A 12,931-nucleotide genomic window follows, 5' to 3' on the forward strand; every position below is an offset into this window, starting at 1 on the left:
ATCATCTCAGTCCAGCCGCGACAGCACCTCGCGCGCCGCACTGACCAGATGCCGGCGCAGCGCCTGCTCCGTGCGCTTGGCGTCACGGTCGAGAATGGCGTTGACGATCTCGGTGTGCTCCTCGTTGGAGCGCGCCATCCGCCTTTCGCTCTGCAACTGGGACTTGCGGAACGGCGCCAGCTTCAGCCGCAGTGTATTGGCGAGTTCGAGCAGGTCGTCGTTGCGGGTCGCCCGAAAGATCCGCTCGTGGAACTCGATGTTCGCCGCCTCGTAATCCTGCGCCTCGCCCGCCTCCGCCATGGCGGACATCCGGCGGTGCAGCCGCTCGAGGTCGACGCGTTCGCTGGTCTGCATGCGTTCGGCGGCAATCCGGCCACAGAGCGCTTCGATCTCTCCCATGGCCTCGAACATCTGCTCCACCCGCTCGCGCGTGATTTCGGCCACGATGACGCCCCGATAGGGCACCCGAACCGCCAGCGACCGCGCCACGAGCATGTGCAGGGCCTCCCGGATCGGGGTGCGGGACACGCCGAACCGCTTGGTCAGGCCCTGCTCATCGAGCTTTTCGCCCGCCTTGAGCGCCCCGGATACGATCTCGGCTTCGAGTTTCGCGGCTATCACGGTACTGTGCAGCTCGCGCGGCGGGCAATCGCCTGCCCCCGGGGCCTTCATCACCTTGTCAGACATGTATTCAATCCGAAAGAAATTCACTTAATTGGTATACAATCCGGCGCAAACAATCAATCGCTGCGAGTGCGTCGACGAAGCCACTAACGCCGTTTCGCCCCCGGCGGGCGCTGATGGATATGAAGCAGCGCCGTCGTCCGTGCCAACCGCTGGGCCACGGCCGATCCGATGAGTTCCAGAAGTTCCAGCGCCGCCGCCGGATCCGCGCGCTTGAGGCGTTCGATCGCATCCCGGCTCACGAGAAAGACCACGCAGGGCGTTTCGGCGATGACATTCGCGGTTCGCGTGCCGCCCGTCAGGAAGCCGATTTCGCCAACGACAGCGCCGGGAAGGAAGTGCGCGACGCGCTCTCCTTCGATGGTCGCCGCTCCGAGCGTGGCAACGAGACGCCCCTGCTCCAGCATCGCGAAGGACTCCGCCGCTTCGCCCCGGAGAAACAGCGCGTCACCCGGCCGAAGCTCCCGCCGCATCGGCGGCCCCTCCGGGCCGAGCGCTTCGATGCGCCTCAGGATCTGGGTCAGCGCGCTGTCCGTGGCGCTCCCCGACAGCGCGCCACACAGGATCTCCTCCTCGACCTGCCGGAGAGCCGTATCCAGATCGGGCGCGCTCGGCAGCGGGCCATCGCCGGCGCGCGCAAGGTCCCGCGCGACCGCGGGGGACATGCCGCAGAGCACGATCTCCGCACCGACCGCCTTGGCACGCCGCATCGACTGGTGGATCGCCTCCGCCGCAGAAATGTCGACCCCGCGCACCGCTGAAAGATCGAGCAGGACGCGCCGCCGCCCCTCGGGCCGGAGCGCCCGGGCGAGATCGGTCTCGATCCGGCGCACGGACCCGAAGAACATGAACCCCGCGAGGTGGACGATCGATGTCTCGCGCCCCGCGTCGATCAGGCGCCGGGTTTCCGTCGGACCGCGCTCGGTTGAGGACAGGCGCAGCCGCGCGTCGTAGGCGGCCCGCAGCACGGGCAGCCGGGCATAGGCCAACGTGAAGCGGATCGAACCGGCGAGCAGACCGGCCGCGATCCCGGGACCGAAGCCATAGGCGAGTGTCACGCCAAGGATGGCAATCATCAGGAGGGTGTCGGGAGGCGGCATTCGCCGGGCCTCGACCCAGAGCCAGCGATGCAGGATGCCAACTCCGAGGTAGATCAGCAGAAAGGCAAAAAACGCCTGGGGCAACCGCGCCAGCGCATCGACCCCGACGACGAGGATCAGGACCGCCACACAGGCCATCGCGACCTCGCCGAACCGTCCGGAACGGGGCGCGACGCTCCACGCCAGACGGGTCAGGGTGTAGGAGGGAAAGGTCACGATCCCCGACACCAGCGCCGCGATCATGTTGACCGGCAGGCACCGGCGCAGGGTCCGGTCGATGTCGATCGGTTCGCGAGGCATCCTGTCGAGCGATGTGAGGTTCATCAGGACGCTGAGGACGGCCAGCCCGGCGGCGGCCGCCGCCGCGGGCATCTGCCCCAGCACGACATTCCAGGCCACGGGCCCGGTCAGCAGTGGCAGTTCCGCCGACAGGCCCGACATCGGCTCCGCGCCCTGTTCGCCCCGCATCAGCGCCGCCGTCGCGGCCGCGCCCGCGATCAGCAGGACCGGCTCCAGCCGCCGCCCCCAGGGCAGACGAGAGACTGCGAGGCACAGCAGCGCAATCGCGAAAGGCGGCCCCCAGGCTGCCGCGGCCTCCGCCGTCAGCCATCCAGACGCGGGTCCGGAGAGGCCATGCAACGCGTGGTAGACGAGCATCGCCCCGGCAGAGGCCAGGAATGCCCCCAGCACCGGGTGCGGCACGGCCTTGCCGAGCGCCCCGCCACGCAGGAAGCCGATGGCGGCCATGCCAAGACCGGCAAGAACCGCCGTGGCCGACAGCAATGCCGCGAGCGTGGCAAAGGCGGCTTCGGGCGGTGCTCCGGACATCGCGGCGGCGATCTCGGCCACCGGGGCCTGCAGCGCGACCACCGCGATCGATTGCGCCTGCCAGACAACCCCGCCGCTGCCCGTCTGAAACACAACCAGAACAGCCGTCACGGCGGAGGCCGCGAAGGCGAAGGTCAGCGCCGTGTTCAGGAACTCGGGTGCCACCGGCAGGACCATCAACTGGACAAAGGACACGAGGTAGAATGCCGCCACCAGGGCGGCGAGCCCGCCGGCGAGCAGGCCGCGCGCGGCCGACAGGACGAGCGGCGCTCCGGGAACCTTCGGCTTGCTCACTGGATACGCGCTCTCACACAACCTTCACCAAGATGACGAGGACGAGATAGGTCCATTGATGCAGCGCCTGATCGACACCGATCAGCGCCCAGAACGACGGCCTGTCGGGCGTCAGCCGCCAATTGGCCGTCAGCCGCGCCTTCGCCCAATCCAGGTGGTAGTGGACAAGGAACTCGGCAGTGGTCAGCGCAGCCGCCGCAAGCGGCGTGACACCAAAAGCGAGAAGCACGCACAAACTCCCCAGACCGTGGAGCCCGGCATGCATCAGGCCGCCCGGATGGCCATAACGCCCCTTGTTGGCGTGCATGTAGCCCGTCTGGAGAAAGAAATCCGCGATCAGGTGCTTGGCCTGCAGCGCCGCGAGAAGCCAGAGAGCCTCGGCGACGCTCATACGGTACAGCCTGCAAGGAGGGGTCGTGGAACGGCGGGCCAATGGCCAACGTCGCGGCTTGCGCACCGGGTGACTGTCGCCTGCCTTGCCAAGTTTCGCCCCTTCCAGCCGCCGCACCCACACGTGGGTGCGCCTGTGTCTCAGGAGATTTGCGCAGCCCCGGCATGTCAACCCCGAGCATCGAGGCGCATCCGCAGAGCCGAAATCATGAGCATTCGCAAAAATTGCGAGCGCCCAGCCCGTCGCATTGGCGCCAATGCCCGCACTTTCTCAGCCGCGCGCACGGCCATCTTGTATGCACGGGCGCTTCCGCTGCACATTCGGAAGGATATTTTCAGAAGCGATTGCAAAATGGATATGCCCCCCTCTCCCGCCATGTCCTCGGGACCCGTCTGGGAGTACCTCAGACGGCTGCTCGAGGAGACCTCCGGCATCTCGGATGGCAAGGTCGCCGACTACATCCCGGAACTCGCGAAGGCGGACCCCGAGGATTTCGCCATTGCCATCGCCACGGTGGATGGCACGGTCTATTCCGCCGGCTGCGACGAGCGCGAATTCACCATCCAGTCGGTGTCGAAGCCGTTCCTCTTTGCCCACGCAATCGAGACCCACGGCATCGGGGCCGTGTTGCGGAAGGTCGGCGTCGAGCCGACCGGCGATCCGTTCAACTCGATCGTTCTGGACGACCTGAACAATCGTCCCTTCAACCCGATGGTCAACGCGGGCGCCATCGCGATGGCGGAGATGCTCGCGGCAAGGACGCCGGACGCGCGGCAGGCGGAACTGCTGGAGATGTTCGGCAAATTCGCCGGCCGCGGCCTCGGGATCGACGAGGCCGTCTATCGCTCCGAGAGCGAGACCGGGCACCGCAACCGCGCGATCGCCTACATGATGCTGAACTCGGGCATGATCGACGGACCGCCCGAAGAAGTCCTCGACATCTACTTCCGGCAATGCTCCGTCGGGGTCACCACCCGCGACCTCGCGGTGATGGCCTCGACCCTCGCCGCGCATGGCCGCAACCCGGTGACCGGCGCGCGTGTGCTTGCCCCGGACACCGTGCGGGACGTCCTGTCTGTCATGGCGACCTGCGGCATGTACGATTACGCGGGTCAGTGGATGTTCGACGTAGGCCTGCCGGCCAAGAGCGGCGTGTCCGGCGCAATCATCGCCGTCCTCCCAGGCCAGCTCGGCATCGCGGTCTATTCGCCGCGGCTCGACAGCGTGGGCAACTCGATCCGCGGTGTCGAGGTCTGCAAGCGCCTCGCCCGGGATTTCAGCCTGCACGCCTATATCGACCGGTCAGACACGCGCGGCGTTGTCCGTCGCCGCTATCGGGGCGACGAGGTCCGCTCCAATCGCGTGCGCTCCCGGCGGGAGCTCGACGCGCTCTCCGAGCGGGGCCGGGAGATCGTCGTGATCGAGGCGCAGGGGCCGTTGTTCTTCGGCTCCGCCGAACGGCTCATCCGCAAGACCGCCGCCTTCGCGCAGGACGCCCGCGTCGCGATCGTCGACTTCCGGCGGGTCGCATATGTCGACGGGGCCGCAACGACACTACTGGGCGAGCTGGTGCTGGACCTCGCGCGCCGCGGCTGCCGGGTCGTCTTTACCGACGTGAAGGGCAACGCCAACCTCGCCGGGTTCGAGACGGCGCTTGCCGACAAGCTGGAGACCGACCAGTGCGAACTGGAAAGCGACATCGACCGCGCCCTCGAGGCCGCCGAGGATGCCATCCTCGCCGAGGCCGGGCAGGCAGGCCCGCGCGAACGGCTCGCACTGGCGGAGCTGGAGCTGTTCCAGGGGCTGGGCAAGGAGGATCTGGCCGCGCTGGAAGGCTCCATCAGCAGCTACCAGTTCGACAGCGGCGAAACGATCCTGCGGGCGGGGGATGACGCCCAGCTCATCTTCATCGTCGCGCGGGGATCGGTCAGCATCCTCGTCGGCTCCGACACTGCGACGGGGCGCAGGGTCGCCTCCGTCGGGCCGGGACAGAGCTTCGGCGAGATGGCCCTGCTCGATGGCGGCAAACGCTCCGCCGATGTCCGGGCCGATACGCCGGTTCTGGCCTACGGAATCGCGGTCGAGGAACTGCGCCGCCTCTTCGATGCCCGCCCGCAGATCCTCACCACGATCTACGCCAACATCATCCGCTCGATCTCCAGCCGGCTCAGGAACGCCAACGACCACCTCCGCGCCCTGCAATAGCAAATCAGGACTTGGCAAACATTCCGCTGCCAAAGATACTCGCGGAAGCTAATTTTCTTTCCCGTTCAGGCGATCGAAGCGCATTTTCCTGCTTCGCCCACCGAAATACATGGTGCCATTCGATACAATTCCGGAGCCGTCATGCCCCGTATCTTTCTGATTTCGCTTACGTCCCTCCTCCTGTCCACCGCGCCGCAAGCCGCGCGCACGGACACCGGCGACCAGCACCTGATCGACAGCGGCAACCGTCTGGCGGCAGTCCTCCGGGCCGGGCGCAGCGTGGTGTCCGAGAACCAGGCGCTCATCAATGACCCGGCCATCGGCGACAAGGGGCTGACGCCCGAGGCATTTCTGGAGCAGGTGGTTGCGACCTATGCCGCGACCCATGGCGAGCCGCCGGTGACCGACGGACTGACGGAGCTTCAGACCCGGCTGACAGAGGCGCAGCTCGCGGCGATGGGGGAAGTGATCGCCGAGGCGCAGGATCAGCTCAACGACCCGGACATCGGCTTCAAGGGTTTCATTCCCGCGATCTTCGCCCGGCTGACCAATGAGCGTTTTGGCGAGAAGGTGGGCGACCTGGCCAGCATCAAGGTGACGGCCCCGCCCCACCTCGTGCGCAACCGCAAGGCCCGCCCGGATGCATGGGAGGCGGCGGTGATCGAGCAGCGCTTCCTGTCGTCGGACTGGCAGACGGGCGCGAGTTTCGAGGAGAGGACCGATGGCGGCGACGGCGAGGTCTTCCGGATGCTGCTGCCGGAGTATTACAGCGCCTCCTGCCTGAGTTGCCACGGACAGCCGGCCGGCGAAGTCGACGTGACGGGCTTTCCGAAGGAAGGCGGCGCCGAGGGCGACCTGGGCGGCGCGATCTCGATCACGCTGAAGCCGTGAGCATCGGCCTCGACATCCGGCGGATCGCCTCCAACCGCATCCCGCTCCACATCGGCTCGCTCACCGCCGTCCTGCTGGGCGCGCTCGTGATCTCCACGGTCATTGTCGCCTACGAGTTCACTGCCAACCAGAAGCGTATCTCCGAAGCGACGGCACGGTTTCACCGGCTTCAGGTCGCGGCGGAGGCCGAGCGCCATTTCGGCACCATGCGCTATTGGCTCACCGAACTGGCCGTCAGCCTGCTGACCCTGTCCGAGCAGCGCGCCGAGGAGGCCCGCGCCCAGCTGAGCGACAGTCTCGAGGGGCTCGGCAGCTTCGCCCCGGCCCCGGCAGAGAGGATCGCCGAGGCGGTCGACGGCTACTGGGACAGCTCGATCGCCGCCGTGGACGCCTATACCGACGGCAACCGGATCATCGGCAACACCCTGATGGCGCAGACCCGCCAGCAGAGTGCTGCGGTGACCGAGGAGTTCGCGGCGCTGGTCAGCGCACTGGCGGAAGAGGCCGACGCTGCGAACGCCACGGCGGCCAACGCCTCCGTTGCCGCCAAGCGGCGCGCGCTCATGGCCTGTCTCGCCATCGTGGCGACCGGAGCGCTGGCAACTGTCTGGGTGTTGCGCCGGATCCTGGGACCGCTCGGCCGGATCGATGCCGCGATGGCCGACATCCGGGCCGGGCAGCCGCCGCAAGACCTCCCGCCCGAGGGCCCCGACGAGTTCGGGCGGCTCTCCCGCACCCTGCGCGACCTGCACGAGACCCAGCAGGCGCGGCGCGAGCTGGAGGCTGCCGCGGCCGAGCAGTGGCGGACTGTGCTCACGGCCATCGAGACAATTCCGGACGGCTTTGCGCTCTATGACGAGGACGACCGGCTGGTGCTGCGAAACCAGAGGTTCGTCGAGATGTTCCCGAGCGCGGCGGGTCTTGCAGACGACGCGCGATACGGCGACTTCCTCGATGCCGCAATGGCCGCGGGCGAGGTCGATCTCGGTGGCGCCGCTGCCGCGGAGTGGAAAGCCGGCCGTCTCGCCCGCCACGCCGACCCGACGGGCTCGCGGGAGGAAGTTCCCTACACCGGTGGCTGGATGATGGTCACCCGGCGCAAGACCCCGGACGGCGGGACGGTCTGTGTCTATTCCGACATCACCGAGTTGCGCCGGCGCCAGAGCGATCTGGAAACCGCGCGGCAGGAGGCCGAGACGGCCAACGAGTCCAAGAGCCGGTTCCTTGCCTCGATGAGCCACGAGCTGCGCACGCCACTCAACGCGATCATCGGCTATTCCGAGATGCTGATCGAGGATGCCGAGGACGGCGGCGACACCTCGACGGTGCCCGACCTCGAACGGATCATGGCCTCCGGCAGGCACCTGCTCTCCCTGATCAACGACATTCTCGACCTCTCCAAGATCGAGGCCGGGAAGATGGAGCTGCATGTCGAGCGGGTCGACGTGCCCCAACTCGTCCGCGATGTGGAGGCCACCGTCGCCCCGCTGATCGCCCGAAATGGCAACACCCTCGAGGTTGCGATCGCGCCCGACGTCGGCGAGATCGACACCGACCACACCAAGCTGCGGCAGAACCTGTTCAACCTTCTGTCGAACGCCGCAAAGTTCACCGAGAACGGGCGGATCGCGCTCGGCGTCCGCTCCGAAGGCGGCTTCATCCGCTTCGACGTCCGCGACGAGGGGATCGGCATGACGGAGGAGCAGCTCGGCCGCCTGTTCAAGCCGTTCTCCCAGGCCGAAAGCTCCACTTCCAGCGTCTACGGCGGCACCGGGCTCGGCCTTTCGATCGTGCGCAGCTTCACAGAGATGATGGGAGGCGATGTCTCGGTCACGTCGGAGCCGGGCAAGGGATCGTGCTTCACCCTGCGCCTGCCCGAAAGCGCCGCGGCCGTCAGCGGTCGGGACGCGGAGGACGCCGCCTTTGCCGTGCTGATCATCGACGACGACACCGCGGCCCTGTCCTCCATGGCCGAATACGTGCGCGCGCAGGGCTACAAGGTCTATGCCGCCTGCGATGCCCAGACCGGGCTCGACCTCGCCCGGACCCGGCGGCCGGACGTGATCCTGCTCGACGTCATCATGCCCGAGCGCGACGGCTGGTCGGTGCTGCGCGAGCTGAAAAAGGATCCGGCCCTGTGCGAGACGCCGGTGATCCTCGTCTCGGTCGTCACCGACAGGGACATGGGCCTCGCGTTCGGTGCGGTCGACCACATGGTCAAGCCCGTCGACCCGGCCAGATTGATCGAACGTATCAACAGGCTGGTCGGAGAGCGCTCCCGCGAGGTGCTCATCGTCGACGACGACCCCGCGACCCGCGCCCTGTTCCGCCGTCTGCTGGTGCGCGAGGGCTGGTCGGTGCGGGAGGCCGCCGACGGCGCTCGCGCGCTGGCGCTAATCGGCGAGGAGGCGCCCGGACTGGTGGTGCTCGATCTCATGATGCCCAACATCGACGGCTTCGAGGTGCTGCGGAGGCTGCGCGCCGCCAGCGGGTCGGCGGACATTCCCGTGATCGTCGCAACCTCGAAGGACCTGACCCGCCGCGAGATCGAATGGCTTGGCGATCACGCGAGGGAGGTCGTCCAGAAGGGCGCGGACGGCCGGTCTGACCTGCTCGCTGCGATCCAGCGCCATGTCGGCCACGCCCCCGATACTGCAGGAGACACCCACCCATGACCAAGATCCTGATTGTCGAGGACAACGAGATGAATCTCGACATGCTGACACGCCGGCTGACCCGCAAGGGCTTCGTCGTCGTCTCCGCCGGCGACGGCGCCGCCGGTGTCGCCATGTGCCAGCAGGAAGCGCCCGATGTGGTGCTGATGGACATGAGCCTGCCAGTGATGGACGGCTGGACGGCGACCCGAACGCTCAAGGCCGACGCTGCGACCGCCGCAATCCCGGTCGTCGCGCTGACCGCCCACGCGATGCAGGCCGACCGCGACAAGGCGATGGAAGCCGGCTGTGACGCCTTCGCCACCAAGCCCATCGACCTGCCGGACCTGCTGTCGACCATCGAACGCCTCGCGTCCGGCTGATCCCATGACCTTCGGCAACGAAATCCGCCGCAAGGCCCTGTTGATCCGCATCGCCCAGCGGCTGTCCGGCCCGGCCGAGGCGATCGCCGGGTTCCAGGACATCGTGCTGGAGGAGTTGCGCAAGTCCGGCCCCAACGATGCGCTGGCCGACGCGCTCAAGGTGCAGGTCGCCGCCCATGACCTTCTCGCCCGGGTGGAGGCCATCAAGAACGGCGACGAGCAGCCCACCGACAAGAACCGCCTGCGCCATGACCTGCGCACGCCGGTCAATGCGATCCTCGGCTATTCGGAGCTGATCGTGGAGGATTTCGGCGACGAGATCGCGCCCTCTGTCCTCGCGGACATCCGCACCGTCATCGGCGAATGCGCCATCCTGGTGAGCCAGATCGACCGGGTGCTGGACGTGAACCCCGACAGCTCGATGACCGGGATCGACTCCCTGACCGCGCATTCGCTCGAACAGACCCTGTCGATCGCCCATCGCAACCGCGAGGAGATGAAGGGCCGCATCCTCGTGGTGGACGACACCGCCCAGAACCGCGACCTCCTGAAGCGTCAGCTGGTCCGGCAGGGCCACGAGGTGGTCGCCGCCGCGTCGGGAACCGAAGCGCTTGCCATGATCGCGCGCGAGGACTTCGATCTCGCGCTGGTCGACATCCTGATGCCGGACCTGAACGGGATCGAGCTGCTGGCCCGCCTGAAGGCAAACGAGGACTGGCGCCAGATCCCGGTGATCATGGTGTCGGGCCTCAACGAGATCCACGCGGTGACACGCTGCATCGAGGCCGGCGCCGAAGACTACCTTGAGAAACCCGTCGACCAGGTGCTTCTCGAGAGCCGCGTGCGGGCCTGCCTCGAAAAGCGTCGCTGGCAATTGCGGGAGCGGGAATACATCGCGCAGATCGAGTACGAGCGCGACCGCGCAGACGCCCTGCTGCACACCATGCTGCCGGCACCGGTCATCCAGCGGCTGCGAGACGGCGAGGACGTGATCGCCGACAGGTTCGAAACCGCGACCGTCGTCTTTGCCGATATTGTCGACTTCACCCCGATGGCCGCCAGCATGCCGCCGGCCGACCTGGTGAAGCGCCTGACCAGCGTCTTCCTCGCCTTCGACGACATCGCGCACGAGCACGGCATCGAGAAGATCAAGACCATCGGGGATGCCTACATGGCGGCCTGCGGCATCCCGGAACCGCGCGAGGACCACGCGCACCGCTCACTCGATTTCGCCCGCGATCTCATCCGCGCGACATCGGATCAGACCGAGGCGCTTTCGATCCGCGTCGGCATGCATTGCGGTCCGGTGATCGCGGGCCTCGTGGGGCGCGTCCGGTTCGTCTACGACATCTGGGGCGAGACGGTGAACCTCGCGAGCCGGCTGGAAGCCACCGGCGAGCCCGGGCGCATTCACCTGTCGGCCCCGGCATTCCGCCTTCTGGAGGACGCGTTCGAAAGCGCCCCCGACGCCCGGGTGCAGACCCTGAAGGGCATCGGAGAGATCCAGACCTTCGTGGTCGATTGAGCGCGCCTCGTCGCAAACCGCATCACGCAATGCACCGCCCATCCCGACGGCAGTGCAAAACGTCTTCGAAGGCCGTTCCGGATCTTCCTGCGGGTCGCGGCGAAGTCGGCAAGGTCGGGCGCTTGGCAAAGATCCTCCCGCCAATCCCGAGTCGCTCGGTCGCTCCTCAGAGAATCTGCACGGGGTGCGGCAACCGGATCGAGTTGCGCCCGGAAACTCTTTGCAAGGGGTGATGCGGCGAGGAAGCCTTGCGGCTCCTGGCAAAAGGCACGGGGCAGCTACAGCCGATCTCTTCACAGCCCGAAGAGCAGCAACACTAGATCTGGAATGATGGTTCTGAATATGGATAAGTGCCCGGACACGTTGCCGCAGGCCGCGGCGAACCACAGAGAGGGCGTCATGTTCAGAACAACCTTTTCGGCAGCGGCAATCGCTGTGAGCACCACGGCGTTGTCCGCATTTCCGGCCGCCGCGGAGAGTTTCAGCTGGGCCGGCACCACGGACCCGCAGACGATGGACCCGCATGCCGTCAACGCGGCGCCGGTCCTGTCCTTCCTCAACAACATCTACGAGGGCCTTGTCCGCCGCGGACCCGACATGGGCGTTGAGCCGTCGCTCGCCACCTCGTGGGAAGCGCTTCCCGACGGCGCCGGCTGGCGGTTCACCCTGCGCGAAGGCGTCACGTTCCACGACGGCGCGGCCTTCAACGCCGATGACGTGATCTTCTCCTACGAGCGCGCCGCATCGGAAGCCTCCGACGTCCGCTCCTGGTTCGCGCCGGTGACCGAGGTGGTGCGGGTCGACGATTTCACCGTCGACTTCCTGACGGCCGCGCCGAACCCGCTGTTCCCCGGCTCGATCGCCAACTTCATGATCCTCGACTCCGACTGGGCGGCGGGCAACGGCGCCGAGCTTCCCGCGCGCGACGCCGAGAACTTCGCCACCCGTAACGCCAACGGCACCGGCCCCTTCTCGCTCGCCGGCCGCGATCCGGGCATCGAGACGCGCCTCGTGCCGAACGAAGGCTGGTGGGACATGGCCGAGCACAACCTGACCGAGGCGGTCTTCACCCCCATCGGCAACCCGGCCACCGGCCTTGCCGCGCTGCTGTCCGGCGAGATCGATTTCATCTCCCCGATCCCGCTGCAGGACGTCGAGCAGGTGGAATCCCGCGACGGCTTCAAGGTTCTCTCGGGGCTGGAGACGCGGGTGATCATGCTCGGCTTCGGGCATGACCACGAGACGCTGAAGTATTCCGAGGAAACCACGGACGCCAATCCGTTCCTCGATGCGCGCGTCCGTCTTGCCGTGGCGCAGGCGATCGACGTGGCGACGATCGACCGGGTGATCATGCGCGATGCTGCCGAACCGGCGAGCCAGCTTCTGCCCGAGGGCCTGTCCGGCTGGTCCGCCGCGCACGCCGAGCGGCCCACCTTCGACGCCGAGGCCGCCAAGACCCTGCTCGCCGAGGCCGGCTACCCCGACGGCTTCTCCTTTGGCCTGATGTGCCCGAACGACCGCTACATCAACGACGAGGCCGTCTGCCGCGCCGTCGCGTCCATGCTGGCGCGTGTCGGGATCGAGGCCAACGTGAACGCGATGCCGGTGCGTGGCTACTGGGACGAGCTGCGGTCGGATAATTTCGACATGTACCTGCTCGGCTGGTCGCCCGGCACCTTCGACGCGGAGCACCCGATCCGCTTCCTCGCGCACACCCCGAACGAGCGGCTGGGCACCTGGAACTTCGGCGGCTTTTCCAGCGCCCGGATCGACGAGTTGCTCGAACCGATCCAGCAGGAGATCGACGAGGCCGCCCGCCAGGCGATGATCGACGAGGTTGCCGGCATCCTGCAGGAGGAAGTCGCCTATGTACCGCTCTACACCGAGCCGCTGATCTGGGCGATGAAGGAGAGCGTCGAGGTGGTTCAGCGCCCCGACAACTTCTTCATGCTGCGTTGGGTCACGGTCAACTGATC

9 protein-coding genes are annotated in these 12,931 nt (G+C 67.3%); 6 read left to right on the forward strand and 3 right to left on the reverse strand.

What is annotated here, in order from left to right; all coding sequences use genetic code 11:
- Positions 1-6: 6 nt before the first annotated feature.
- From CHB86_RS21000 to CHB86_RS21010, 3 genes are all read right to left on the reverse strand, one after another.
- Entirely contained in the window at positions 7-687 is a 681-nt protein-coding gene (locus CHB86_RS21000; RefSeq protein ID WP_089235076.1) for a GntR family transcriptional regulator, read from the reverse strand.
- 83 nt (positions 688-770) lie between these two features.
- Positions 771-2,906 (reverse strand): cyclic nucleotide-binding domain-containing protein, encoded by a 2,136-nt coding sequence (locus tag CHB86_RS21005; RefSeq protein WP_089235077.1) that lies wholly within the window; start codon positions 2,904-2,906, stop codon positions 771-773.
- A 13-nt stretch (positions 2,907-2,919) separates the two neighbouring features.
- Positions 2,920-3,297, reverse strand: coding sequence for a DUF3307 domain-containing protein (locus tag CHB86_RS21010; protein ID WP_089235109.1), 378 nt, complete (start codon positions 3,295-3,297; stop codon positions 2,920-2,922).
- A gap of 351 nt (positions 3,298-3,648) precedes the next feature.
- Between CHB86_RS21010 and glsA the strand changes: the two genes are divergently transcribed.
- The 6 genes from glsA to CHB86_RS21040 all read left to right on the forward strand — a co-directional run bounded on the left by glsA (position 3,649) and on the right by CHB86_RS21040 (position 12,929).
- Positions 3,649-5,502 carry a glutaminase A gene (gene glsA, locus CHB86_RS21015; RefSeq protein WP_176442964.1) on the forward strand — a complete coding sequence of 618 codons (1,854 nt, stop codon included), beginning with the start codon at positions 3,649-3,651 and terminating at the stop codon, positions 5,500-5,502.
- Positions 5,503-5,643: 141 nt separating this feature from the next.
- Positions 5,644-6,393, forward strand: a complete 750-nt coding sequence (locus tag CHB86_RS21020) for a Tll0287-like domain-containing protein (RefSeq protein ID WP_089235079.1) — start codon at positions 5,644-5,646, stop codon at positions 6,391-6,393.
- Complete coding sequence (locus CHB86_RS21025; RefSeq protein ID WP_089235080.1) at positions 6,390-9,068, forward strand: response regulator; 2,679 nt, start codon at positions 6,390-6,392, stop codon at positions 9,066-9,068. The genes CHB86_RS21020 and CHB86_RS21025 overlap by 4 nt, the downstream gene beginning before the upstream one ends.
- On the forward strand, positions 9,065-9,430 hold the full coding sequence (locus tag CHB86_RS21030) for a response regulator (RefSeq protein ID WP_089235081.1): 366 nt from the start codon (positions 9,065-9,067) through the stop codon (positions 9,428-9,430). The genes CHB86_RS21025 and CHB86_RS21030 overlap by 4 nt, the downstream gene beginning before the upstream one ends.
- Positions 9,431-9,434: 4 nt before the next feature.
- Positions 9,435-10,955, forward strand: coding sequence for an adenylate/guanylate cyclase domain-containing protein (locus CHB86_RS21035; protein WP_089235082.1), 1,521 nt, complete (start codon positions 9,435-9,437; stop codon positions 10,953-10,955).
- Between the two features lie 399 nt (positions 10,956-11,354).
- Positions 11,355-12,929, forward strand: coding sequence for an ABC transporter substrate-binding protein (locus CHB86_RS21040; protein WP_089235083.1), 1,575 nt, complete (start codon positions 11,355-11,357; stop codon positions 12,927-12,929).
- Positions 12,930-12,931: the final 2 nt, after the last annotated feature.

Source organism: Tropicimonas sediminicola, from assembly GCF_900188335.1.
Lineage (GTDB): Bacteria > Pseudomonadota > Alphaproteobacteria > Rhodobacterales > Rhodobacteraceae > Tropicimonas > Tropicimonas sediminicola.

Excerpts from the sequence above, each read along its gene's own strand:
- CHB86_RS21000 (WP_089235076.1), bottom strand. The coding sequence starts at position 687 with ATGTCTGACAAGGTGATGAAGGCCCCGGGGGCAGGCGATTGCCCGCCG.
- CHB86_RS21040 (WP_089235083.1), top strand. The coding sequence starts at position 11,355 with ATGTTCAGAACAACCTTTTCGGCAGCGGCAATCGCTGTGAGCACCACG.
- CHB86_RS21030 (WP_089235081.1), top strand. The coding sequence starts at position 9,065 with ATGACCAAGATCCTGATTGTCGAGGACAACGAGATGAATCTCGACATG.
- glsA (WP_176442964.1), top strand. The coding sequence starts at position 3,649 with ATGGATATGCCCCCCTCTCCCGCCATGTCCTCGGGACCCGTCTGGGAG.
- CHB86_RS21035 (WP_089235082.1), top strand. The coding sequence starts at position 9,435 with ATGACCTTCGGCAACGAAATCCGCCGCAAGGCCCTGTTGATCCGCATC.
- CHB86_RS21010 (WP_089235109.1), bottom strand. The coding sequence starts at position 3,297 with ATGAGCGTCGCCGAGGCTCTCTGGCTTCTCGCGGCGCTGCAGGCCAAG.
- CHB86_RS21020 (WP_089235079.1), top strand. The coding sequence starts at position 5,644 with ATGCCCCGTATCTTTCTGATTTCGCTTACGTCCCTCCTCCTGTCCACC.